Source organism: Abyssisolibacter sp. ZYX002 (assembly GCF_056892235.1).
In genome coordinates, this window is record NZ_JARMXH010000008.1 from 16,344 (window position 1) to 42,079 (window position 25,736).

The 25,736-nt window shown below is 29.6% G+C and carries 22 protein-coding genes and 1 other RNA gene; 18 read left to right on the top strand and 5 right to left on the bottom strand.

Annotated features, from left to right (window positions below):
- The first annotated feature begins 45 nt into the window (after window positions 1-45).
- From deoD to P3X86_RS17705, 3 genes are all read left to right on the top strand, one after another.
- The gene (gene deoD, locus P3X86_RS17695) at window positions 46-741 is read left to right on the top strand and encodes a purine-nucleoside phosphorylase (protein ID WP_483294062.1); all 696 of its coding nucleotides are present in this window, start codon (window positions 46-48) and stop codon (window positions 739-741) included.
- A gap of 105 nt (window positions 742-846) precedes the next feature.
- Entirely contained in the window at window positions 847-2,451 is a 1,605-nt protein-coding gene (locus P3X86_RS17700) for an amidohydrolase (RefSeq protein WP_483294063.1), read from the top strand.
- Between the two features lie 42 nt (window positions 2,452-2,493).
- Complete coding sequence (locus P3X86_RS17705; protein ID WP_483294064.1) at window positions 2,494-4,206, top strand: phospho-sugar mutase; 1,713 nt, start codon at window positions 2,494-2,496, stop codon at window positions 4,204-4,206.
- 97 nt (window positions 4,207-4,303) lie between these two features.
- Here P3X86_RS17705 and P3X86_RS17710 read toward each other — a convergent pair whose 3' ends face one another.
- Complete coding sequence (locus P3X86_RS17710; RefSeq protein ID WP_483294065.1) at window positions 4,304-5,194, bottom strand: fumarylacetoacetate hydrolase family protein; 891 nt, start codon at window positions 5,192-5,194, stop codon at window positions 4,304-4,306.
- Window positions 5,195-5,378: 184 nt separating this feature from the next.
- Here P3X86_RS17710 and P3X86_RS17715 point away from each other — a divergent pair, with 184 nt between their 5' ends.
- The 4 genes from P3X86_RS17715 to P3X86_RS17730 all read left to right on the top strand — a co-directional run bounded on the left by P3X86_RS17715 (window position 5,379) and on the right by P3X86_RS17730 (window position 9,278).
- Window positions 5,379-5,897, top strand: coding sequence for a cob(I)yrinic acid a,c-diamide adenosyltransferase (locus P3X86_RS17715; RefSeq protein ID WP_483294150.1), 519 nt, complete (start codon window positions 5,379-5,381; stop codon window positions 5,895-5,897).
- An 18-nt stretch (window positions 5,898-5,915) separates the two neighbouring features.
- Window positions 5,916-6,707, top strand: a complete 792-nt coding sequence (gene yjbM / locus P3X86_RS17720; protein ID WP_483294066.1) for a GTP diphosphokinase — start codon at window positions 5,916-5,918, stop codon at window positions 6,705-6,707.
- A 24-nt stretch (window positions 6,708-6,731) separates the two neighbouring features.
- A complete protein-coding gene (pepF, locus tag P3X86_RS17725; protein ID WP_483294067.1) occupies window positions 6,732-8,531 on the top strand; it encodes an oligoendopeptidase F in 1,800 nt (599 codons plus the stop codon).
- Window positions 8,532-8,699: 168 nt separating this feature from the next.
- Window positions 8,700-9,278 carry a hypothetical protein gene (locus P3X86_RS17730; RefSeq protein WP_483294068.1) on the top strand — a complete coding sequence of 193 codons (579 nt, stop codon included), beginning with the start codon at window positions 8,700-8,702 and terminating at the stop codon, window positions 9,276-9,278.
- A gap of 5 nt (window positions 9,279-9,283) precedes the next feature.
- Here the strand turns inward: P3X86_RS17730 and P3X86_RS17735 are convergent, their stop codons facing one another.
- Complete coding sequence (locus P3X86_RS17735) at window positions 9,284-10,087, bottom strand: NAD(+)/NADH kinase (RefSeq protein WP_483294069.1); 804 nt, start codon at window positions 10,085-10,087, stop codon at window positions 9,284-9,286.
- 157 nt (window positions 10,088-10,244) lie between these two features.
- Between P3X86_RS17735 and P3X86_RS17740 the strand changes: the two genes are divergently transcribed.
- Complete coding sequence (locus P3X86_RS17740) at window positions 10,245-11,147, top strand: RluA family pseudouridine synthase (protein ID WP_483294070.1); 903 nt, start codon at window positions 10,245-10,247, stop codon at window positions 11,145-11,147.
- Between the two features lie 10 nt (window positions 11,148-11,157).
- Here the strand turns inward: P3X86_RS17740 and P3X86_RS17745 are convergent, their stop codons facing one another.
- Entirely contained in the window at window positions 11,158-11,931 is a 774-nt protein-coding gene (locus P3X86_RS17745) for a hypothetical protein (RefSeq protein ID WP_483294071.1), read from the bottom strand.
- Window positions 11,932-12,128: 197 nt separating this feature from the next.
- On the opposite strand from P3X86_RS17745, the gene P3X86_RS17750 reads away from it, so the two are divergent.
- The 9 genes from P3X86_RS17750 to P3X86_RS17790 all read left to right on the top strand — a co-directional run bounded on the left by P3X86_RS17750 (window position 12,129) and on the right by P3X86_RS17790 (window position 18,636).
- The gene (locus P3X86_RS17750; RefSeq protein WP_483294072.1) at window positions 12,129-12,410 is read left to right on the top strand and encodes a hypothetical protein; all 282 of its coding nucleotides are present in this window, start codon (window positions 12,129-12,131) and stop codon (window positions 12,408-12,410) included.
- A gap of 290 nt (window positions 12,411-12,700) precedes the next feature.
- Window positions 12,701-13,105 (top strand): NUDIX hydrolase, encoded by a 405-nt coding sequence (locus tag P3X86_RS17755; protein WP_483294073.1) that lies wholly within the window; start codon window positions 12,701-12,703, stop codon window positions 13,103-13,105.
- Entirely contained in the window at window positions 13,102-13,680 is a 579-nt protein-coding gene (locus P3X86_RS17760; RefSeq protein ID WP_483294074.1) for a histidine phosphatase family protein, read from the top strand. The genes P3X86_RS17755 and P3X86_RS17760 overlap by 4 nt, the downstream gene beginning before the upstream one ends.
- 88 nt (window positions 13,681-13,768) lie before the next feature.
- Window positions 13,769-15,556: an ATP-dependent metallopeptidase FtsH/Yme1/Tma family protein gene (locus P3X86_RS17765; protein ID WP_483294075.1), complete on the top strand. Its 1,788-nt coding sequence runs from the start codon at window positions 13,769-13,771 to the stop codon at window positions 15,554-15,556.
- Between the two features lie 68 nt (window positions 15,557-15,624).
- A non-coding RNA gene (gene ssrS, locus P3X86_RS17770) (6S RNA) lies at window positions 15,625-15,803 on the top strand.
- An 89-nt stretch (window positions 15,804-15,892) separates the two neighbouring features.
- Entirely contained in the window at window positions 15,893-16,705 is an 813-nt protein-coding gene (locus P3X86_RS17775; protein ID WP_483294076.1) for a motility protein A, read from the top strand.
- Entirely contained in the window at window positions 16,692-17,402 is a 711-nt protein-coding gene (locus P3X86_RS17780) for an OmpA family protein (protein WP_483294077.1), read from the top strand. Before P3X86_RS17775 ends, P3X86_RS17780 begins: the two co-directional genes overlap by 14 nt.
- A 54-nt stretch (window positions 17,403-17,456) precedes the next feature.
- Window positions 17,457-17,693: a hypothetical protein gene (locus P3X86_RS17785; protein WP_483294078.1), complete on the top strand. Its 237-nt coding sequence runs from the start codon at window positions 17,457-17,459 to the stop codon at window positions 17,691-17,693.
- Between the two features lie 49 nt (window positions 17,694-17,742).
- Window positions 17,743-18,636: a YegS/Rv2252/BmrU family lipid kinase gene (locus tag P3X86_RS17790; RefSeq protein ID WP_483294079.1), complete on the top strand. Its 894-nt coding sequence runs from the start codon at window positions 17,743-17,745 to the stop codon at window positions 18,634-18,636.
- A gap of 111 nt (window positions 18,637-18,747) precedes the next feature.
- On the opposite strand, the gene P3X86_RS17795 is transcribed toward P3X86_RS17790, so the two are convergent.
- Window positions 18,748-19,149 carry a bactofilin family protein gene (locus tag P3X86_RS17795; protein WP_483294080.1) on the bottom strand — a complete coding sequence of 134 codons (402 nt, stop codon included), beginning with the start codon at window positions 19,147-19,149 and terminating at the stop codon, window positions 18,748-18,750.
- Window positions 19,150-19,153: 4 nt separating this feature from the next.
- Window positions 19,154-20,086 (bottom strand): peptidoglycan DD-metalloendopeptidase family protein, encoded by a 933-nt coding sequence (locus P3X86_RS17800; RefSeq protein ID WP_483294081.1) that lies wholly within the window; start codon window positions 20,084-20,086, stop codon window positions 19,154-19,156.
- A 329-nt stretch (window positions 20,087-20,415) separates the two neighbouring features.
- Here P3X86_RS17800 and P3X86_RS17805 point away from each other — a divergent pair, with 329 nt between their 5' ends.
- Window positions 20,416-25,728, top strand: coding sequence for a diguanylate cyclase (locus P3X86_RS17805; RefSeq protein WP_483294082.1), 5,313 nt, complete (start codon window positions 20,416-20,418; stop codon window positions 25,726-25,728).
- Window positions 25,729-25,736 lie beyond the last annotated feature (8 nt).

Genomic DNA, 25,736 nt, shown 5'->3' on the forward strand with positions numbered 1-25,736 from the left:
TACTACAGTAAAATAATAATATATGCTACACAAAGGAGAGATAAAATGAGTATTCATATTAGCGCAAAAAAAGGTGATATAGCAGAAACTATATTATTACCAGGAGACCCGTTAAGAGCTAAATATATAGCAGAAAATTTTCTTGAAAATGTGACTTGTTACAACGAAGTTAGAGCTATGTATGGTTACACTGGAGAGTATAAAGGGAAAAAAATATCAGTTCAAGGTACAGGTATGGGTATACCATCTATATCTATATATGCGCATGAACTTATAAATGAATATGGAGTTAAGAATCTAATAAGAATTGGTACATGTGGCTCTTTAAGAGAAGACATTAAAGTTAGAGACGTAGTTTTAGCTATGAGTGCATCAACTAACTCTCATATAAATAAATTAAGATTTAGTGGGATGGATTATGCGCCAACAGCAAACTTTGACCTTTTATATAAAGCATATAATATAGCAAAAGAAAAGAAGCTAGATGTAAAGTGTGGAAATATATTGACAAGTGATTCTTTCTATGGTGACAATCCTGACGAGTGGAAGCATTGGGCTAAATTTGGAGTAATGGCTGTAGAAATGGAAACAGCAGCACTATATACACTAGCAGCTAAATTTGGAGTTAATGCATTGTCTATACTTACAATAAGTGATAGCCTTGTAACTGGTGAAGAGACTACATCAATGGAAAGACAAACAACTTTAAATGAAATGATAGAAATTGCATTAGAATTATAAATTATAAATAAAAGGTATGTTTTTAAGAGATATCTTCAGGGCTGTTATAGAGTGAGCTAAACATTCTAAGACAGCCTTTTACACTAAAAGAGGGGGATTTAATTTATGAAAGCATATATAAATGGTAATATTATTACTATGAATAGTAGCAGTGAAATATCTGATTATTTCATTGAGGAAAATGGTGTATTTAAAGAAGTTGGAACTAAATTTAAGCCAGATGATTTTACAGGAGAAATAATTGATTTAAATGGGAAAACAGTTACACCCGGATTTACAGATGGACATATGCACATATTGTCGTATGCTACTAAGAAAGAAAGACAAGTGGATTTAACTGGGGTAAGGTCACTTAAAGAGTTAGTAGATATAACTAAAAAATTCATACAAGATAAGAATATAAAAAAAGGACAGTGGGTAGTTGGAGTTGGCTGGAATCATACATATTTTGAAAATAGTCAGATGCCAGATAGAATTGTTTTAGATGAGATATCAAAAGAACATCCTATCATACTAATCAGAGCATGTTATCACATAGGTGTTGTAAATACTAAAGCACTTGAGCTAGCCAATATCACAATGCATACTAAAGATGTAGAAGGTGGGCATATAGATAGAGAAGAGAGTGGATATCCTACAGGTGTTTTAAGAGAAAATGCCATAACACTAGTAGAGGATTTAGTTCCAACTGTAAATGATATAGATACCATAAAAAAACTCTTATTAGTAGGATTACATGATTCAGCTAAACTTGGACTTACTACTGTGTGTATTGATGATTTTTCATATGTAGAAGATAGAGATATGTTATTAAAAGCATACAGAGATTTGAATAAAGAAGGTAAGTTACCAATAAATATAGTATTGCAACTAAGAGCAGAGCGTGTAGAAGATGTACATAGATATAGAGATATGGGACTTAAATCTCACCAAAAAGATAACAGGATAACCATAGGGCCTATAAAAATAATCGGCGATGGTTCCTTAGGCTCATGTACAGCGGCAATGATAGAGCCGTATGAAAATGAGGGTGATAACAGAGGTATCTTAATAGAAACGCAGGAGCATTTAGATAAATTAGTATACGAAAGTTTTACAAATGATTTTGATGTAGCTATACATGCAATTGGAGATAGAACAATGCAAACTATATTGAATAGCTATAGAAAATATAAGGATATTTACACTCAGAAAGGTTTGACACCATCTATAATACATTGCCAAATAAATAATCAAAAAATCATAGATGATATGAAAAAATTAAATGTGGTGGCAAATATTCAACCTATTTTTGTATGTACAGATTGGAGAATAGTAAAAGAAAGAGTTGGTGAAACTAGAGAAAAATATTCGTATTGCTGGAATACTTTTGTAAAAAATGGAATACTATGTGTTGGGGGTTCAGATGCACCGATAGAAACCTTTAATCCGCTGTATGGAATATATGCAGCTATTACTAGAAGAGATATGGAAGGATTACCTAAAGGAGGGTGGCTACCAGAAGAAAAAGTATCTATCTTTGAAGCTATCAAGATGTTTACAATCAATTCAGCATATTACACGCATCAAGAAAGTGAAAGAGGAAGTATTGAGATAGGGAAAAAAGCTGATTTTGTAGTGCTAGATAATGAGATATCTATGCTGTATGAAGACTATAACGGCTCAAAAGTAGAGCAAACTTATGTTGAAGGGAAAATAGCAAGTATATAATAACATCTTTGGCTTTAATGTTTATCAAAAAGGAGTGATTTTATGTATAAAGAGAGATACAATAAATGGCTCAATAATAAATGTCTAGATGAAGATATTAGAAAAGAACTTGAAAGTATAAGGGATGATGATGAAGAGATAAAAGACAGATTTTATAAAAACTTAGAGTTTGGGACAGCAGGTCTAAGAGGTATAATTGGTGCTGGAACTAACCGGATGAATAAGTACATGATATCATTGGCAACAGAGGCTCTAGCACATACTATCATTAAAATAGGTGGTGAAAAAGCTAAAGCTAGAGGTGTAGTGATAGGTTATGATACTAGACATTATTCAGATGTATTTGCCAAAACTGCCGCCTTGATTATGGCGAACAATGGTATAAAGGTATATTTATACAAAGGTATCAGGCCAACACCTATGGTTTCTTATGCTATTAGAAAATTGAACTGTTACTCAGGTATTATGATTACAGCAAGTCACAATCCTAGAGAATATAACGGCTATAAAGCGTATTGGAAAGAAGGCTCACAAATACTAGGAGATATTGCACAGGAAATATCGAGTGAAATGGAAAAAATACAGGATGTAACCAGCATAGCATCTTTAAATGAAAATAAAGCACTAGAAAGTGGATTGCTTAATATATTAGGAAAACAAATGGATAAGGATTATACAAATGATGTATTAAAACTACATTTGAGAGACAATGTTGATAAAAGTATATCTATAGTATATACTCCATTGAATGGAACAGGTAATATACCAGTAAGAAGAGTTTTAGATATTAGAGGTTTTAAAAATGTATATGTTGTTGAAGAACAAGAGTTACCTGATCCTAACTTTACAACTGTTAGTTATCCCAATCCTGAAAATAGAGAAGTATTTGATTTAGCTGTAAAATTAGGAGAACATAAGCATGCAGATTTGATTATAGCAACTGATCCAGATTGTGATAGGATGACATGTATGGTAAGAGATAACGGTAGTTATCAATATCTAAATGGAAACCAAGTAGGAGCGTTATTGATAAATTATATACTAGAAGCTAGAAATGAGCAACATAGCATACCTTCTAACGGAGTTATAGTTAAGACTATAGTAACCGGCGATTTAGGTAAAAAAATAGCTGATAGCTACGGTGTTAAAACTATTGAAACACTAACAGGATTTAAATACATTTGCCAAGGGAAAAATGGGTATGAAGAAGATAGTAAATACAAATTTATATTTGGATATGAGGAGAGCATAGGATATGTATATTCCACAATAGTAAGAGATAAAGATGCAGTAATATCATCTATGTTATTGTGTGAGGCATGCGCTTATTACAAAATGTTAGGCAAAAGCTTGTGTGATGTATTAAATAAACTGTATAAAGTATATGGCTATCACAATGAAAAGCTCTTAACTATTAAATTAAATCCAGTGGATGGAGCAGAGAAGATCAAAAAGATAATGAATAATATATCTCCACAAAAAAGCAACTTACTACCTAACGTAGTAGAATATATAGATTACAATGAATCTACAAAGTACAATCTGCAAACAGGAGATAAAGAAATCCTGGATTTACCGAGAACAAATGCAAAAAAATATGTATTTGATGATAGTTCATGGTTTGCTGTAAGGCCATCTGGAACAGAACCTAAACTTAAAATATATATTAATTGTATATCTAACGAAAGTAAAGATGCACAGTTTAAGGTTTCAAAAATAGAGCATTATATGAAGGATGTTATTAGTAGCGTATAAAAATAAAGAGTTATCGATATGTAAATATTTGATAACTCTTTTTAAATATTAATAAAATTTTTATAGAAGTATTATAAAACAATTATATAGTGGGTAACTATTTTGATACATAGTTTACAAGTGTTCCAATTCCCTCTATAAAGCTCTCTATCTTATCTCCTCTTTTTAAGAATTTTGGTGGTTTATATCCCAATCCAACTCCTGCAGGTGTTCCAGTCAATATTATATCTCCACTATATAGCTTCATATTTTTAGATAGATCACTTACAATATATGGTATATCAAATATTAGATTTGAAGTATTAGAATTCTGTCTTAGTTCACCATTAATATAGCACTGGATATCTAGATTGATTTTAGAAGGTAGACTACTCTTATGTACTATATAAGGTCCCATAGGGCAAAATGTATCTAGACTTTTAGCTTTATACCATTGGATGTGTTTCTTTTGAAGTCGTCTAGCTGATATGTCATTAGCTATAGTGTATCCAAAAATATAATCGCTGACATCTTCTTTATTAATGTTAATACCATCTTTACCTATAATTATCGCAAGTTCTACTTCATAATCCATACTATCAGTATGATATTTTATAATATCATTATCTCCTATAGCAGGGTTTGCTCGTTTGCTAAAGTATATAGGATATTTTGGTAAACCTAGATTATCAGAGGTCATACCCATTACCTCCTTAGCATGATCAGCATAGTTTTTGCCAAGACATATTATATCACTATGAGGATACCTTATAGGTGCTGTTATTTTTACTGTAGCTATGTCTATAGCTTGATTATACATAATACCACTAATGTTTGATATTTTTTTTATTATAGTAGAGTTTGATGTTTTTATTAAATCTAGCATATCTTTAGGAGGTGACATTTTTAATTCTCGGTATATTACATCAATAGGTATTACCTTATCCTTTTCTTTAGTGAGTGTTCCTAAATTATACTTGTCATCATAAATATAAGTTAATAAATACATAAAAAACCTCCTTAATGTTGTTTACCCCGTAAATTAATTATAATTGTAATACAAAATAAAGTCTATTCTGATAAAATAATAATATAAGATAATATTAAAAAATTATAAATAAAAAATCAATTTATATCTGATAAAATAGTCATTAGTATGGTAAAATATACTATAGAGCCAAGAAATGAAGGTGATAAAAGTGGAAAAAGGATATGTACATGTTTATACTGGCAATGGTAAAGGGAAAACTACAGCTGCATTTGGATTAGCACTCAGAGCTGCATGTGCTGGTAAGAAAGTTTTTATAGGACAATTTGTTAAGGGAATGAAATACAGCGAAGTAGAAGTTTCAAATTTTATTCCAGATATTGAAATACAGCAATTTGGATTAGAGTGTTTTATATACAAAGAGCCCACTAAGGAAGATGTAAGGAGAGCAAAAAGAGGGCTTGAAATATGCAAAGAAAAATTAAGTCAGAACTATGATGTTGTAATAATGGACGAAATTAATATAGCACTATATTTTAAGCTAATTGAGTTAAAAGATGTAATATCATTGGTGCGAAGTAGAAAAGAGAATATTGAGCTTATTTTGACAGGAAGATATGCACCTAAGGAGCTTATTGAAATAGCTGATTTGGTTACTGAAATGAAGGAGATAAAGCATTATTATTCTACTGGAGTAGAGGCTCGTAAAGGCATAGAAAGTTGATATAAGGAGCAAGATAACATGATAAAATGGACAAAAATCCTTTTGCCGTATGAACAAGCGGTAGAAGAGCTAAAAATAAAATTTAAAAGCATAAGAAAAGAATATAGAAAAATAGATGAATATTCACCAATAGAATTCGTAACTGGTAGAGTAAAAAAAATCTCTAGTATTATAAATAAGGCAGCAAAAAGAAATATATCATTAGAAAATGTTGAAGAAGAAATAGAAGATATAGCAGGTATTAGGATAATGTGCCAATTTACTGAAGACATCTACAAAGTAATCGAACTTATAAGAAGTAGAAATAATAAAGACTTACATATAGTGGAAGAGCGCAACTACTTAGATGCTATAAAGGAAAGTGGATACAGAAGCTATCATATAATCATAAAATATCCATTACATACTGTGTTTGGAGAAAAAGTAGTACTTGCAGAAATACAAATTAGAACTCTTGCTATGAATTTCTGGGCAACTATAGAGCATTCTTTAAACTATAAATTCGAATCTCAAATACCTCAAGATGTAAAAGATAGGCTAAAAAATGCAGCAGAGGCAGCATATAAGCTTGATATGGAGATGTCACAAATTAGAGACGAAGTAGTAGATGCTCAAGAGTTGTTTCAAGCTAAATCTAATGTAGTAGAAAAGATAGTAAAAAATATTCAAAAGTTAAAGAAGCTGGGATACTCTGATGCTGAAAAGCTTCAAAAAGAATTTTTATATCTAAAAAAAGAAGGAGTGTTTAAAGAGCTAATAAGCTTTAATAATAAACTAGAAGCACTATTAGAAACAATGTGCAAGTTTTAAATGTTAATTAAGGAGGATGAAATAGTGAGTGAGGCAAAAGTATTAAAAGAAAGAAGTCAAGTAAGTGAAGAGTACAAGTGGGATTTAAGCTCTCTTTATGAGAGTGATGAAAAATGGGAAGAGGATTTTAACAAAGCAAACTCTTTATTTGAAAAGATAGCAGAATACAAAGGTAAAGTAACAGAATCTAGCGATAATTTGCTTGCAGTATCGAATCTAGGAGCAGAAATAGAGAGGCTTATAGGAAATATCATGACATATGCTAAGATGAAGCTGGATGAAGATACAAGAGAAGACAAATACCAAGCATACAACTCAAGATCACATGCACTTGCTGTAAAAGCTAACGAAGTTACATCTTTTATTCAACCAGAAATATTGAAGTTAGATCAAGAGACTATAAATAAATATATACAGTCAAATAGTGAGTTAGCATTATACAAACAAAAATTTGATGAATTAATGAGAAAGAAAGAACATGTATTATCATATGAAGAAGAATCACTTTTAGCTAAAGCTGGAGATGTAGCAGAATTACCTTATAATGTGTTTTCAATGCTTAGTGACGCAGACCTTAAATTCCCTAAAGTAAAAGATGAAAATGGACATGAGGTTGAATTAAGCCAAGGGAATCTAGTTCCAATGTTACTGAGTAAAGATAGAACTGTAAGAGAGAATGTTTTTAAAAACTTTTACAATACACTCTTTGATTACAAAAACACTTTCGCATCTATGCTTGGTGGTGTAGTTAAGAGGAATAAATTCTATGCTAACGCAAGAAAATATGGTTCTGCTTTAGAGGCTTCACTAGATGAAAACAATGTACCTACAAGTGTTTATGATAATCTATTAAAAGCAGTACATGACAATTTGCCTGCAATGCATAAGTATATGAGCATTAGAAAGAGAGCATTAGGTGTAGAAAAGCTACATATGTACGATATATATACTCCTATCGTTAAAGATGTAGATATGAAAATACCTTATGATGAGTGTAAAAAGACAATCCTTAAAGGACTACAACCTATGGGAGAAGAATATTTAGGTTTTGTTGAAAAAGGATTTGACTCAAGATGGATAGATGTATATGAAAATAGAGGTAAAAGAAGTGGAGCATACTCATGGGGGACTTATGATTCAGAACCATTTATACTGTTAAACTATCATGATACATTAAGTGATATGTTTACAGTAGCACATGAAATGGGACATTCACTTCATAGTTATTATTCAAGAGAAAACCAACCATTTATATATGGTAACTATAGTATATTTGTAGCAGAAGTTGCATCGACTACAAATGAAGCATTACTTATGAATCATATGTTAAATAATGTTACAGATAAAACAGAGAGACTATATCTACTTAATTACTATTTAGAGCAATTTAGAACAACAGTATATAGACAGGCAATGTTTGCAGAATATGAGAAGATGATACACACAGAAGTAGAAGAGGGCAGAGCTTTAACAGCAGATAATTTATGCAAGATGTATAAAGAACTAAATGAAAAATACTATGGCCCAGATGTAGCAATAGACGATGAAATAGCAATAGAATGGGCTAGAATACCTCATTTTTATTATAATTTCTATGTGTTCCAGTATTCTACAGGTTTTTCTGCTGCAATTGCATTTTCACAGAGAATATTAGAGAATAAGGAAAACTTAGATAAATACATTGGTTTCTTAAAGAGTGGTAACTCAGATTATCCTATAAATGTGTTAAAGAAAGCAGGAGTTGATATGACTACAACTACTCCGGTTGATAATGCTCTTAAATTATTTTCAAAGCTTGTTGATGAGATGGATGAACTAATATAGATTAAAATAAAACTCGGAAGTGTTTTAAATACATTTCCGAGTTTTATAATACAGAAAAATTTTTTACTAAAATTAAGTAAGAAATTTCTTGAAGAAATTGTTTATTAAATGTAGAATTGAAATAGGTCAGTAAAAATTCCGTCTTAAAACTTTACAGAGGTGATGTTAATGTTTAGAGCAGTAGATAAACTTAGAAATGCAGTAAATAATCTAGAAGCTAGTTTGATAAATGAAAATGCAAAGCAGACACTATTAGAAGTAAAAGAAATAGTTGAACTTAGTAGTCATATATATGAACAACTTAAAAAAGTGGACGATTTAGTCGTTGATACAGATAATAAGATTGATAGCGAAGTATTTGAGCATGCTAGTAGCTTAGATTTTTTATATAAGCCTACAACAATTGAGAACTATTATGAAGGTAATTATTTAGAGCTATTTGCAGAGAGAAGATCAAGAGAGTTACAGGATAGTGGAGCTATGCTAATACACAATAAATTTTGGACTGCAAATAACGTTATTTATGGGAATATATTTGGTTCTATACCAAAAGAGCTTATAACAAAAGAATCGGTGGACAAGCTATTAAGGTATGGGTGGGAGACAGTATTAGTACATATATATGAAATAAAAGGCGGTATGGAATATACAAAGTTATATGATATTTGTAAACAAAAATTTGAAAAATATCTTATTGTTAGTGAAAAGAAAAATAACACTAATTTAGTGTTAGTATTTCGTGTATAAGTCTTTTATAAAAACTTATCCTTTACATTTGTCCAAAAATTGTGATTTCCTAAAGTCATGATATTGACCTTCATAGATGATATTTTAAAAGATATTTCAACTATATTTTCATACTTATACTCCTGACCATCTACAACTATAAGAATAGAGTTTTCATCTCTGTACTCAGGAGTTATTTGTATTAGCAGACTATTTGGAACAATAATGCTAGAAGTTAAAGATCTATATGCCTTTGAATGTATAGGGGCTAGTGGTGTTAATTGAAGCACATCTAAAGTAGGATAAACTAGGCTACCACCACAAGAAAAATTATATGCAGTACTTCCTATAGGGGTTGATACAATTATTCCGTCACCACTGAATTTTTCTAAATAATTGTTTTCAATAGACACATTTAAATGTATAGTTTTAGACTGATAACCCTTTATAACTATTTCATTCAAAGCTATCAGTTCTAGGCAACTTGTTCTAGTACAGATAGTTCCTTCGACTAAGAAAAACTGTTCTATGTTATAATCATCATTTTTTAATTTTTCTACAAAAGAATTAAGATCTTCAGGTGAAATTTCTTGGAAAAAGCCTAAAGTCCCTGTGTTGATTCCTATAAATGGAATTTTAGAGAACTCAGTGCTATGAACAGCTCTTAGAAATGCTCCGTCTCCTCCTATACATATATTTAAAAATGCATCATTACTATAATTGTTAGACACACTAAAACCATGTTCTTCTAGTTTTTCTTTTAGCAATAATGCTATATCCAAAGATTTAGATGTATTATTGTGTATAATATTTATTTTCTTAGCATTCATAAAAGCACCTTCTTTATAATTAACAAGTTTAGGTATAAAATATTATCTTGCTATAACCTTATAAACGATATATAATTCTTCATAGTTCATTATATTTGTTAAATACATATAATGCAAGCACCATTAAATCTTTTTTAGTAAATAAATGGAGGTAACAATGCAAATAGAAAACCAAAGTACTATAATATATATAGCAAAATCAAACCACGAATCTGTATTTGACGCATTTATAGATGAAATGGGGCTTTCAGCTAGGTTTTTTAAAAGCCTCGTTAAAGATAAGAGCATACAGCTAAATGGTCAAAACATAAAAAGAAAATCAAAAGTATATATTGGAGATATAATAAAAATAAGTATGAAAGATGAAACACCTGTTTATAGTCCACAGAATATACCTTTAAATATATTATATGAAGATATGGATTTGCTATTAATAAACAAGCCACCTTTTATGTTGGTACATCCAACCAAGAATCACACAGAAGGAACACTAAGTAATGGGATTGCTTATTATTTTAAAGATAAAAAGATTCATAAAAAAGTTAGACTTATTAATAGACTAGATATGAATACCTCGGGTATAGTAATAGTTGCTAAAAACCCATTTGGGCATATAAAGCTTGCTAATCAAATGGAAAAAAACTATGTAGTGAAGAAATATATAGCAGTAGTAGATGGTGTTATCAACGAAGATGATGGGGTAATAGACTTACCAATAGGTAAAGATGAAACTGATTCAGTTAAGAATAAAGTTATACCTTCAGGCAAAAACTGCATGACAAAGTATGGTGTCATAAAAAGATATAAATCGCACACACTACTAGAATTAGAGTTATTGACAGGCAGAACACATCAGATAAGAGTTCATCTTTCTCACATTGGACATCCAATAGTAGGTGATAGTTTATACAACAAAAACAACACTAATATAATAAGCAGACAAGCGTTACATGCAAATTATATTAGTTTTCTAGATCCAAGGAATAGCCAGAGAATAAATATAAAGGCTGAGTATCCAAAAGATATAGAAAAGTTACTAAAAAATATAAACGAAGAATAGTAGTATACTACTATTCTTCATCTTTTGAATTTACAACGTTTATTAACTGAAACATCTCTACCATTTCTTTTATTTTGCCAAGATTTGCAATATCTAAACCAAGTAAAGGTCCTGCAATATCAATTATAGAACTTATTGTATTTTCTGGGGCCTTTGTACCGTTTGACATACTTTTTATTCCGTTTAAGACTGTTTTATACTTGTCCATATTAGAAAATATTTCTACGACTGGCTTAACTCCATTTAATGCACTTTCTGGGTAGTCTTCCTTTATAATTTCTAATATATTATTTATCTTATCTTGAGAGCTTAATGTCATAGATGGTTGTATTTTAGAAATACTAGCGTTATTTTGAGCAAACTCGACTAGAGAATAGATTCTATTAAAATTATTGTACATAGGGATATATTTGTTCATTGTTGTTATTATGCTTTCAGGAAGATAAGGTGCGATTTTAATAGCTGTATCAATCTTTGTTCTTAGAGAGTTTATAGTATCTGTATTAAAACTATCCAATCCTATGTTATCTAATCCTAGGATATCTAAGCCTATGCTATCAAAGTTATTTTTAGTAAAACTTTTTATACTATTAACAACGTATCCAGATGTTAAAAAAAGTACAGCATAACCTAATATTGGTGTTGCAAAAAGTGGTGCAAATAATGTACTAATTGGCGACGAATTAAAATCGTCGTTTTCTTCTATGTCTATAGTCAAATTAGAATTACGGTTTGCATATTGATTTTGATTTTTATTGACTGGTTTAGAAACTATTTTTTTCAATATTAAAGTACCTCCTATCCTTGAGAATTTCTGTGATGATTATATAATATGTTAATAGCACTAAAATTGTTCATGTGTTTATAAAATTAAATGATTGATTTAATCATAAATAATTAAGTAAGTAATATATATCAGATTTTTTTCATAAATTTAAATATAGAATTGTCACGATATTTTATAAACAAAGGGGGTTATATATGAAAGATAATAAAAAGCTTGAAAAAGTTTTAGAAAAGCTTAACGTTGGGGGGAATCAGGAACAATTTAATAAGTTTAAAGATTTAGCTAATAATTATTCAGATAAATCAGAGGATGAAGTAATGAAAGAATTACTAGAACTTAAAGAAAAATTAAAAGGAGATAGCACAGACGAAGAGTTTAATAAAAAACTAAAACGTTTCGAGATGATTAGACCTTTCTTAAATTCAGATCAGCAAAAGAAACTTGATGGTGTGATGAAAATGTTAAAAGGTGAGTAGAGAATATGCAATGGAATTAGATAGATTCGTTAAATACGTTAAAAGTGAAAGAAACGATAAATGTGACGCATGGATAACGTATATATGCTGGCAAGTGATTGCTTTTGCGTAATTATTATTTTGATAAACTATAGAAATTAGAAAAAAACAGTATCTAAACTTATTTAGCTAAGCTTAAAGAAATCGAAGTTTCGGCTATGAATTAAGGCTGTCTTTATTGAGGCAGTCTTTTTACTTGCAAGTATATGAAAACTAATATAGTATATAAAACAGAAGGGAGCCAGTAATATATGGATGTAGTAGTTAAAGGGATAATTGTTTATAAGGGCAAGATGCTGATTGTAAAAAGAACAGCATATAAAGAGAGAGGGGCTAACCAGTGGGAATGTGTTGGTGGTAAAATGGAAGAAAGAGAAGATTTAGAAACAGCACTTTTAAGAGAGATTTATGAAGAAGCAGGACTAGAGGTTAGAATAGGTAGACTTTTATATGCTACTATATTTAAAAAAGAACAAGAAAAGCAAGCATTAATCTTAACATACCTTTGTTTTGCAAAAGATGATAAAGTTGAGTTATCACATGAACATAGCCAGTATTTATGGATTAGAAAAAATGAAATAACAAATTATTTAACCGGTGATATATTAAGAGATTTTGAACATAATAATATCTTCAATTTGGAGGAGCTAGTATGACAAAAGTATATTTTGTAAGACATGCCCAGTCAGACATAAGTATTCATGATGAGTTAACAAGGCCATTGACGCCAAAGGGAGAAGAGGATGCAAGACACATAGTAGGTATACTAAAAGATAAGAATATAGATATTATGTATTCAAGTCCTTATAAAAGGTCTATAGATACTATAGCATATCTTAGCAAGGAGCTAGGCAAACAAATCAAAATAGTAGATGCATTAAGAGAAAGAATGACAGGAGAGTGGATAGAAGATTTTGATAGCTTTGCTAAAAAGCAATGGATGGATCTAAATTATAAAACTCAAAAGAGTGAAAGTTTAAAAGAAGTACAAGAAAGAAATATAAATGCACTCGAAGATTTATTAAAATCAAATCAAGATAAAAACATAGTAATAGCAACTCACGGGACAGCACTCAGCACTATATTGAATTATTACAATAGTGAATTTGGTTATGAGGATTTCGAGAGAATAAGACCAATAATGCCTTTCATAATCTGTCTCGAATACGAAGAGGTAAATCTGATTAAAATAGAAGAAATTCTCAATAAAAACATAGAAATGGCAAAATAGGTTATGTAAACCATGCTCTATACAATGGACTTGTCGCCTAAAATATGATACAATAAAACATATTATGTAAACTGGAAAGGTGATAAATATGAGTTCATTATCTAGAAAACACTTCATTCTGATTAGCTTAGTTATAGTTATAGCCATAATCAGCTCGGTAGTAATTTACACTCAAAATAAGGCCAAGCCTCAAGAAATAGATTACAAAACATTTAATAAACTAATCAAGGAAAAACAAGTTAAAGAGGTCATATTAAATGATACTGCAAAGATTAAGGGATATCTGAAAAATGGTAAATTATTTACAACAGATAATCCAAGAACAGAAAATTTCAAAGAATTATTATTACTCGAAGGTATAAAAGTTAAAGAAAAAGAGAGTAGTATGAGTACTATGGATATATTACAAGCAGTTATTTTAGTAGGCTTGTTTGTTTTGATTGTCATCTATTTAAATAAGGGCAAAAGTAGGCAGGCGCAAAAGGAAATAAATGAATTATCAAATATTACAAATAGCCACGATGAAAAAGCACAAATAAAATTTACAGATGTAGCAGGTAATGAAGAAGTAAAGAGCAATATAAAAGAGTTGGTGGATTTTATATCTGACCCATACAAATATGAAAGACTAGGTGCTAGAATACCTAGAGGAGTGTTGCTTTATGGGCCACCAGGAACAGGAAAGACACTATTAGCTAGAGCACTTGCAGGAGAAGCTGGAGTACCCTTTTTTGCAGTTAATGGATCAGACTTTGTGCAGGTATACGCGGGTCTAGGAGCTAGTAGAATAAGAGAACTATTTAAAAAGGCAAGAGAAGCGGAAAAATGTGTAATTTTTATAGATGAGATAGATGCTGTAGGGAAGAAAAGACGCGGTAATGAGATGGGAAATGATGAAAATGATAGAACTTTAAATGCATTGTTAACAGAGATGTCCGGATTTAAGGGTAACGAAGGAATTATAGTAGTAGCAGCGACTAATAGAGTAGACATATTAGATGATGCGCTCTTAAGACCTGGAAGATTTGACAGACAGATAGAAGTAGGGTTACCAGATGTAAATGCAAGGCATAAAATACTAGAAGTTCATACAAAAAATAAACCTCTAGCTATAGATGTTAATTTAAAAAAAGTTGCATTTGAAACTGTATATTTTAGTGGAGCGAAGCTTGAAAGTTTAATGAATGAATCTGCTATATTAGCAGCACGCCATGGAGAAGAAGAAATAAAAATGAAGCATATAGATAAAGCATACAATAGCATACTTGTTGGAGAAGAAAAAAAGGATACAAGTACTATCTCTAAAGTAGATAAAGAGATTACAGCTTATCACGAGGCTGGACATGCATTGGTTACAAAGTTATTATGTCCTGAAAATAGAGTAACAAAAGTTTCAATAATACCTAGTACAAAAGGTGTCGGTGGATTTAGTATGAATATACCAGTTGAAAGAATGTATAAAACAAAAACAGACATAATCAATAATATAATGATAGCGCTAGGTGGCAGGGCGGCAGAAGAATTAATATACGGAATAGAGAGCATTACAACAGGTGCTGTTAATGACCTTGAGAAAGCAACAGATATGATATTGTCTATGCTATATAAGTTTGGGATGGATGAGAAGACAGGTTTATTAAACTATCTTAAGTTCCTTGGTAATGATAACGGCGTTAGTAAGGATATGATATCAAGAAGTAAAGAAGTAATTGATGAGCTCTATAAAAAGACTAAATCATTAATATATGAAAATATCAATACTTTAAAGCTAATTACAGATAAATTGATAGATAAAGAAATACTATGTGAAAAAGATTTAGAAGACATTATATCAGCTAACATAAACAAACAATTTTCACTGCAAATTAGCAAATAACCAAAAACTGAATACAATAACATATATTTTGTTTTTATTTTATGCTAAATTATAGTATAATAAGTATAGGAACTCTGAGGTGTTTGTTCTTGCTTTATAATTCAACCGACGTAATTTATACGGGAGTCTGGGTTCAATTGTGTATAACATGCCTGTATAAGCTGGAAGTTAGAAGCCGTTGATAGGACACCCACCTGCTAGTGTGAGCGGGTGTGAATTATGAGTATAACGGCACCTTGGAGATGCTTAATTGGTCAAAGACCATATTTTTTTTGCCTAAAATGAATGGCAAATTTTACAGTTAAAAATATACTAGTGAAAATCAGGAGTGATTAAATGATTAAATTTAAAGTCAACAAATATAGTATGATACTGATAGTACTGCTGATTATAGTGTTAATACATTCTTTAATAGGCAATGTTTCTGTGAAAAGTCTTTTTAACCTTGGAGCAATAGAGTTAATATTCGCAGGAGTATTACTAACTATAATTATTAGCTTTTCTTTTGATACTTTGTTGTTTACAGTAAAGATACTAAGAAAAAGTTTTAAAGATGACATTGATTATGAAGGTGGAATACATACAATTTACAATTATGCGATTAAAGTAAAAAAACATGGTGTAATAAAGATAGAGCCAGAGGTGGAAAAAGAGCCTGAATTCATTAAAAACTCAATGCTTTTGGTATGTGACTACGTAAAGCCTAATGATATGAAAGATATATTAGATAAAGAAATACAGGCAACAGAGAACCACTTATACAGAGCTTATAATGTAGTTAAGCTAATAGCACAAGTAGCGCCAGCTTTTGGATTAATCGGGACACTTATAGGGATGATAGGATTATTGTCACACCTAAATGATACAAGCCTTTTGGCTAATAGCATGTCTTGTGCGTTAGTAAGCACACTTTATGGAGCGATTGTTGCTAATTTTATAGCAGTTCCACTTATGGGGAGAATTAAGGAGTATATATACAAGAAAATATTATACTATAAAATCATAGCAGAAGGTTGTGTATTAATATCTAAAAATGATACGACAAGGAATGTTTTTGAAAAGATGAATTCAATGCTGCCACAAGAAAAGAAACTTATTTACCCTAGAAAAAAGCTGAAGGAGAGGAAGGTAGCGAATGAATACAAATAAAAATAGGGAAGATGAGTTTGAAAATTATTGGATGATTACATATAGTGATATGATAACAATAGTTCTTTGCTTTTTTATATTGCTTTTCACATTAACATCTAACGAATCAAGTTTATTAAGTCAGATAAAAACTTCACTCAATATTAAACTTGAAGAGCTAGAAAATGAAAATAGTAAGTTACTAAAGAGCAATAAGGTGTTATCAGAGGTTAACAAGAACCTAATTAAAAATATATTTCAAACTAATACAGATAAAGGTGAAGGGCCTGACGAAGATTTTATAAAATATTTAAAAGAGAACCATCTTTTATCAGATGTAGATATCATAAGCGATGGTTTTGGAATTAAGATAAGATTCAAAAACAGTGTATTATTTAAAAGTGGTGATGATAAGATATCGAGTGAAGGAATACATGTGCTAGATAAAATAGGTAATAAAATAGCTAAAATGAATAATATGATTAGGATAGAGGGATTTACAGACAATGTAAAAACAAATACAAGTAAATATGCATCTAACTGGGAACTATCAGTTGCTAGATCAATTAATGTGGTTAGATACTTTGTAAATGAGAAAAACATCAAAGAAAATAGGATGTCTGTTATAGGTTGGGGAGAGCAAAAACCAATAGCAACTAATGATACAGAAGAAGGCAGAAGACAAAATAGAAGAATAGAAATAACTATATTAAAATAAAACCTCTTTTATTGGTTAAAATAGTTACATAAAGGTATTAAGGAGGTTTCTAAATTGATTTGCCCAATGTGCAATGGTGTAAAGGAATTAGTAGTAAACTGTGATGTTTGTGGTAGGAAAATGATAGATAAAGGCAGAGTAGTTGATTATATGGACAACTATAGTCCGTATCTGTCAAGTAGTATTACTGAGCTAGTAGATGGTGCATCATGCGAAGAATGTATGCATTTATTTACATGTAAATCATGTAATATTGATAAGCAAGTTGCTATCAACAAAATAAAAATTTAGCAACAATAAATTAAGTCACAAATAAATTGTACTAGAAAAGGGGAATAAGATGAAAAAGGTAATGTTTATATATAATCCTTCGTCAGGTAGACAGATTGTACAAAAAAGAATAGACAATATATGTATTGGTTTATTAAATGGAGGCTATCTAGTATCTAAATATGCTACAACCAAAAAGTACGATGCAATGAATAAAACAATTGAGTGTTGTAAAGGAGATTGGGATATTATTTTAGTGTCTGGTGGAGATGGTACAGTTAACGAAGTGGCGACAGGAATAGTTATGGGAGGTAGAAAAATCCCAGTAGGTATATTACCGTCAGGTACAGTTAATGATTTTGCTAGATTTTTGAAATTGCCTAAAACCGTTGAAAGCTTCTGTGAAATGGTATTTGATGAAAATATTATGGACGTGGATTTGGGTAGATGCAATGATTCTATATTTGTGAATGTAGCAGCAGGAGGTTTACTAACCAACGTGGCACATAAGGCATCAAGTGAGTTAAAAACATATTTAGGAAAGATAGCTTACTACATAGAAGGTGCAAAAGAATTACCAAAACAAAAGTTTATGCCTATAAAGCTAAAATTCCAGTCTGAGGAATACGAAGGCGAGGACGATGTGTTATTATTTTTAGTGACAAATACAAAATCTATAGGTGGTTTTAAAAAATTAGCACCAGCAGCAGAAGTACAGGATGGGTATTTAGATTGTGTTATAATTAAAAAATCTGAACTACCGGAAATAATATCGTTATGTATAAAAGTGTTAAGAGGAGAACACGTAAACCATCCAAATGTAACATATTTCAAAACAAGAAAACTATATGTTACAAATATGTCTGACGAAGATACTGATATAGATGTAGATGGAGAATATGCAGGAAAACTTCCTGCAGAATTTGAGGTTTTAAAAGGACAATTTAGGGTGTTAGTACCATAATATTAAAATACAACAAAGTGGCTTAATCACAAGCCACTTTAAATTTTATCATATAGGAGTAAAATAAAAGCAATACTCATATGGAGTAAAGCTTTTTTAGCGCTAATTTATTTAATCAGTAGCTTCTTCTTCATCACGATTGAAAGAGCTAACATTGTTTTTATTCATTTTACAGTTACCTTCAAACACAGCATCTTCATCAACTATAAAGCTTTTAACGTCTATATCTCCAAATAGTTTGCCAGTATCAGTAATCCTTAAAAGTTCGGCACACTTAATATTTCCATCCACAGTGCCAGATATCTCAATGTTGTGACACTCTAGATTTCCTTTTATTTTACCTGCTTCACCTATTATTATATTGCCTTTAACAGATAAATCACCATTTATAGTACCATCAATTCTCAAAGTACCATTAGTAACTATTTTTCCTTCTATTACAGAGTCCTTTCCTATCAACGTATCTATATGATTAGGATTAGAAGAACCGCTATTATTCTTGCTTCCAAACATAAAATCACTCCTTTTTACTTAGCACATTATACGGATTAATTGCCTTACCATATTTTCTGATTTCAAAGTGTACATGTGTTCCTGTGCTACGACCAGTGTTTCCCATTTGTGATATCAATTGACCTTTTTCTACTTTTTCTCCAACCTTTACCAGCAGTTTGCTGTTATGACCGTAAAATGATTCATATCCATAACCGTGGTTTATAATAATAACTTTTCCATAGCTACCTCTATATCCAGAAAAAATTACTATACCGTTACCAGATGCACAGATATTTGTTCCATAGTTATTGGCAATATCAAGACCTTTATGAAACTCTAATCCTCTGCCAGTAGGATTTTTTCTGTAACCAAAGCCAGAAGTTATTTTCCCTTTACAAGGATAGTCATTAGGCTCGGCACTTAGGAAATTCAACCTTTTCTCAACATCGCTTATTAGGCAGTTAAGGTTTTCTTCGCTTTGATCTAGCAATCTTGAAATTTCAATCATATCTCCATTTACTTCTTTAATATTAAAATCACTATATGTATTACTACGGGAAGCTAAAGGTATCTTTTTTTCATTAGTATCATCAGTCGGTAAACCAACCATATCTTTAACTGTATCCTGTAGGTCTTCAATTTGTGCTAATTTATTTTCAAATTCAAGTGTTTTTTCTTTGAGCACTACTATTTCTTTTTCCTGAGTTTTTTTTATTTTATTGAGCTCATCAATTTTGTCTATTTTTGATTGGTAATCTACTTTCATAAAATTATATGATGTATACATATTGTAAACCCAAATTGTGGTTAGCGAAAATGAAGTGACTAAAATAAAGGAAAACACCTTAGGTATCCAATTTGCAATTTTAATCTGTTTAGTTGGTTTAGACTGAGGGACAATCAATAAAGAAAAATGTTTGTGTTTTTTTGATTTAATATGTTGTTTATTTTTCAATATAGCACCCTCTTTCAGCAGTTTTTGATAAATTAATTAACATTTTGTCTATTATATTCTATATTATTTACAAAAACCCTCCTTTAGTTAATAATTTATGTTTAAATAAATACTTTGACCTATATATTATATACTTGATACAACTACAATTGTGTGATAATATTATTTGCAATTTAATAATTAATATTAAAAAATCAATTAATATAGTTATTTACCAATTTCCATAAAATATATTTTATTTAATAAATATATGATATAATTTACTAGTAATAAGTGTTTATAAAACAAATATATTGATGAATATTTATTAAATTGAGGAAGTGTTCAACATGGAACTTATAAATAAACAATATAGAATAAACTCTATCTATAAACGAGAACATAATGGTATTGTCTATCAAGCGACAGATTTAATTAGAAATAAAATTGTATTATTGAAAGTTCTTTCAAACAGTATAAAAAACAAACCGCTTATAGAGTTTTTAACTAAAAATTTTATTTCAATAAGGAGCATAAAACACAAGACTATAGCCCAAGATATGTTATTTGATTTAATTTGTACTATAGATAATAAGCCAAATTATAACAAACAATATTTTTTTATAACAGAATACATAGACACTATTACTCTTAATGATTATACAGGGGAATTTACTGTAAAGCAAGTAATAAACATGATGATTGAGATAAGTAAAATAGCTGATTATTTGTATACAAAAGGTAAGATATATGTTGATTTTAAAGCTGATAACCTATTTTTGTTCAAAGATAAAGGAAATCTAAAGCTAAAACTTAAAAGCTATATATCTGCAAATGAATCAAATATCAATTATATAATAAACAAATCTAAAGATACAAGTGATAAAGCTAAAGATAATAAAGAAAATTTGTATAGTTATATATATAGTATAGCAAGTATTGGTAATTATTTATTAAGCAAAGTCTCAAACAAAGAAGATAATAAGTATGTTCATTTGAGAGATATAGTTAAAAGTATCAATATAGAGAAAACCCTTAACGAGTACAAAAATGTTAGTTCCTTATTGATAACTTTGTCCAAATTGTGTGATGAAGTCAAAAATGAGGATATTTTTAGATTTAAAGAGGTGTTAAATTTTGATACACCTACTATATGTAGAGATAACTTGATAAATTATATATTAAATGTAAACAAGCATAAGCAAGAAGGTATATATAAAGAAAAACTTATTACAGTAAATGGGTCTTCAGGGATTGGAAAAACAAGATTATTAAAAGAGATTGCCTATCGGTTGAAGATGGAAGGAAGCTATGTATATACAAGTAAGATATCAGAAAACAAGCAAAAACTAAAACCTATTGTCGACATATTGAAAACTATGATATCTGTTTGTCAGAATAGAGCAAGCCAGCAAAATAAATATCATCTATTAAGCAAATACGGAAGCGAATTAGTTAAAATAGTACCTGAGTTAAGCTATATAGATAATATTAAACCTTCAACGCTCCTAAAAGGTAGACGGGAGGAGCTAAGGTTATATAATCGAATTTTAAATTTTATGCTTGATTTTATAAAAGATGAGCCTACATATATAATTCTAGATGATATAGATTATTGTGATGAGCATACAATAAAACTTATCACATATATGGTTAACAATATCAAGAACAGCCCATTAGTGTTCATAGTATCCTATAATAGGGAACTCAATAAAGAGCGCTATCAGCATAATAAGAACTTACTTAATAACAAAGATATACATGAGCTGAAGCTTATGAGATTCAATATAAACGAAACAGCTGAATTCATACAGAATATTTTGGAAATGAACTATTTGCCTATCAAGTTTGCAACTAGAGTAATGAGAGATACAAAAGGCAATCCAGCATATATTGAAGAAGTCTTGAAAAATTTATATAATCACAAAGAACTGTTTATAAATGAAGATGGTTATTGGGAAAGAAAGTACCAAGATTATGCAGAAATAAGGATACCCAGTAATATAGAACAAGCAATAAACGAACAGTTGAATATTACTACTCAGTATCAATATGAGGTTTTAAAATGTGTGTGTATATTTAAAACTCCAGTGTCATGGGAAGTAATAAAATCATTAGTTGGTTTTAAAGATGATAAACTAGTAAAAGTTGTAGATGAGTTATTAGAAATAAATATACTTGAAAAAACAGTTGGAGATTATGGGTTCACATACAATTTAAAAAATGTACACACAAAACAATATGTGTATAGGAAAATAAATATAATTGAAAGAAAAATGCTTCATAAAAAAGCGAGTATAGTTCTTAGAGATATATACGAAGTGAGTGTGAATTTTAACTATGATGAGATAATATATCATTGTATAATGTCTGGGGAGAAAGAAAAAGCTATTGACTATGTAATAAAATTTGCTAAAAACATGCAAAATATGATGATTATATCGCAAGCAATAGAGCTATGGAATTATGCGAAAGAACTTCTCGAAGATAGTGACAATTATAGAAAACTAGAGGTTTTATACAATCTATCAAAACTTTATTTACTCTATACTGATATTGAGAATTGTATGAAACTAGCAAGAGATGGATTAGAGATAGCAATTAGCTATGGTTATAGTTACTATATAGTTAATTTTAAAAACGTAATATCAGATTTACTCAATATGCAAAAGCACTTTAAAGAAGCAGAAAGCTATGTTAAAGAAGCAAAATTAATGGCAGAAGAAATTGGTTATATAGACGGATATTTAGAATCTGTAAAAATATTAAATAGAGTATATTTTTCAGTATCAAGATTAGATGATATATTTACATTATGTAATAAATATATAAATGTGGCACAAAAGCATCAAAGAGTGAACTATCTAGGTCATTTATATAATCAAATAGGCGTAGTAAACATACTTCGTTCCAATATGGATGAAGGTTTAATATATGTAAACAAAGGTGTAAGCTATTTTGAGAAATGTAATAACATTGAGGATATCTTAGGTTACCTAATAGTTCTAAACAATTTAGGAGTAATATATGAAGAATATATAGATGATTTTGACAAAGCATTGCATTATTTTCGCAAAGGGTTAGAACTCAGTAAAGAATATAATTTAATAGATAATGCTCTTAGCTTTAATAATAGCTTAGGAGAGTCATTAATAAGAAGAGATTTATACAGTGAAGCATTGGCTCATTTCTTGAAATTAAAAGAAGAGTCTAATGAATATAATGATAAAAGGCTTATGTTCATAGTAAATGTCAATATTGCAATAGTATACCTTAAAATGGGAGAGTATGAAAAATGCTATGAATATACAAAGATAATAAACAAGCTATACGATAAAGAAGTAGTTAGATGGCAAGATGAAAATAGATATAAATTTTTTTTAATAGAGTTTTATTATAAATTCAACCGATGGGAGCTAATAGAAGATATTCATAAAGAGCTTATTAATCAAAAAAATAGTATGGATGAATATTTGGTATCAGAAACTACTAAAACGCTTACTTTATGCTGTAAGAATGGCAAGCTTGATTACAATAAACTAGATATAGTCATAGACAATATAAAAAAAATGCAGTCTTATAGAAATAGGAGATATGCAGTAATACAAATTTTAGAACTGGCATTACTTTACAATGATAATCAATATGCAAAAAAGGTTTTAAAAAAAGATGATGATTTGTCAAAGATATTTACTAACGAGTATTTTGATATGAAAAACAAATTGTTCCATGCTTTTATTGAAGATAAAAATAAAGAAGAACTTATAAGGCTCAAAGCTATTATAAAATCGAAGAGTATACAAGACTTAGAAGCTATAGTGAATTTCAGCATTGGGAATTTACATTTAAACGATAAAGAGTATGTGGAGGCTATTAACTGTTATATAAATACTCTTTATATATTCCATAGAACAGTATCTAAGATAAGAAATAATAAGCTAATTAGAAAATTTATATATAGTATAATAATAAAAGATGCAAAAAAGAGATTAAATGAATGTATTAAACATATTTACAAGGAAGAGGATAGTATAGATGATACTCTCTTAACTGCTGATGATAGTTTATATGATATGCTTAGGAATAACAAATTTTTAGAAATGCTAACAAGACAAAAATGCTCTTCTCAACTAGTCAATATCGATTCAATACAGATGTTAGTAGATAATTTTACATCAAATTGTGAGACTAATCTTAAATTAATATTAAGGTATGCTATGAGAATGACTCTAGCTGACAGAGGATTTATTGCAGTGAAGAAAGACGAAAGCTACTATATAATAGCAGAGCATAGTATAGGAAATGTACAAGATAATAAGTATATATATAATATAATTGATTACGTAAATAAAAATAGAAACATAATAATATTTAATAGAGTAGATAACAAAGTACAAAACAAGCTAATATCAGAGCAAATGAATGATGATATAACTGGCTTAGTTTGTTTACCAATAATAGAGAAAAAAGACGAATATACTATAAATGAAAGACGAAAAATGAGTAATATAGTTGAAAACAAAATTGTAGCATATCTCTATATAGAGACAGACAAATTAATCAATCGAATAAGCAATGATTTAATACCGATGTTTAAAACATTAGCTTCTTTGGCATATGTAAATTTAGACATCTATAGTCTAAAAGCTAAATCATCAACAGATAAACTTATGGGAATAAAAAACAGAGAATACCTAGAATACAGCTTTGATGATATACTTAAAAATGTGAGTGAAGACTCTATATTCTCAATAATTATGGCTGATATAGATAGATTTAAGAATGTCAATGATAAATTTGGTCATCAAAAAGGAGATCAGATATTAAGAAAGATAGGGAAGATACTATTAAGTAGTGTTAGAAGAGATGACATAGTAGGTAGATATGGTGGAGAAGAATTTTTAATAATATTATATAATAATGATACTGATACTGCTTACAGTATTGCCGAAAAGATACGTAAAAAAGTAGAAAATGATAATTTGTTAGGAAAAGATAATCCTTTGACTATAAGCTTAGGTATATCAACTTACCCGACGCAAGGAACGCATAAAGAAGAATTAATAGCCAAGGCAGACCAAGCACTATATAGCGCGAAAAAAACTGGTAGAAATAAAACCGTGATTTGGAGTAATACTATAGGTAAAACAGCTAGGTTAGATAAGCTTGCAGGAATTGTATCAGGGAATATAGTAAATGACCAGAGAAATGTACTAGTAATGATAGAGATAATAGATTTGCTTAAAAGGGAATTATCAAAAAAAGATAAGATATATTTAGCGCTAGGTAGGCTTATAGAAATAGTAGAAGCTTACAGCGGGGTTTTGATAACTTTGAATAAAGAAAAATATACCAAAGATATTTATTCAAGAAAGAGATTTACAGATGATTGGATAGAATATCCAAACATAAACAAAAAAACTATAGAAAAAATAATCAAGACTAGAAGAGGAGAGTTTTTAATTGATTGGGAAAATATAGAAGAAAAGGAGCTATTCACAGGAAACCCAAACTGGTTTTCATTGATTTTAGTCCCTATTATATTTGAAGGTAAACTTAAAGGAATATTACAATTGTCTGTTCCATTGAATGAAAAAGAATTTGATTATGAAACCTATAATTTTGTAAGCATAATTGGAGAGATAATGTCTGGAATGCTATAATAATATTC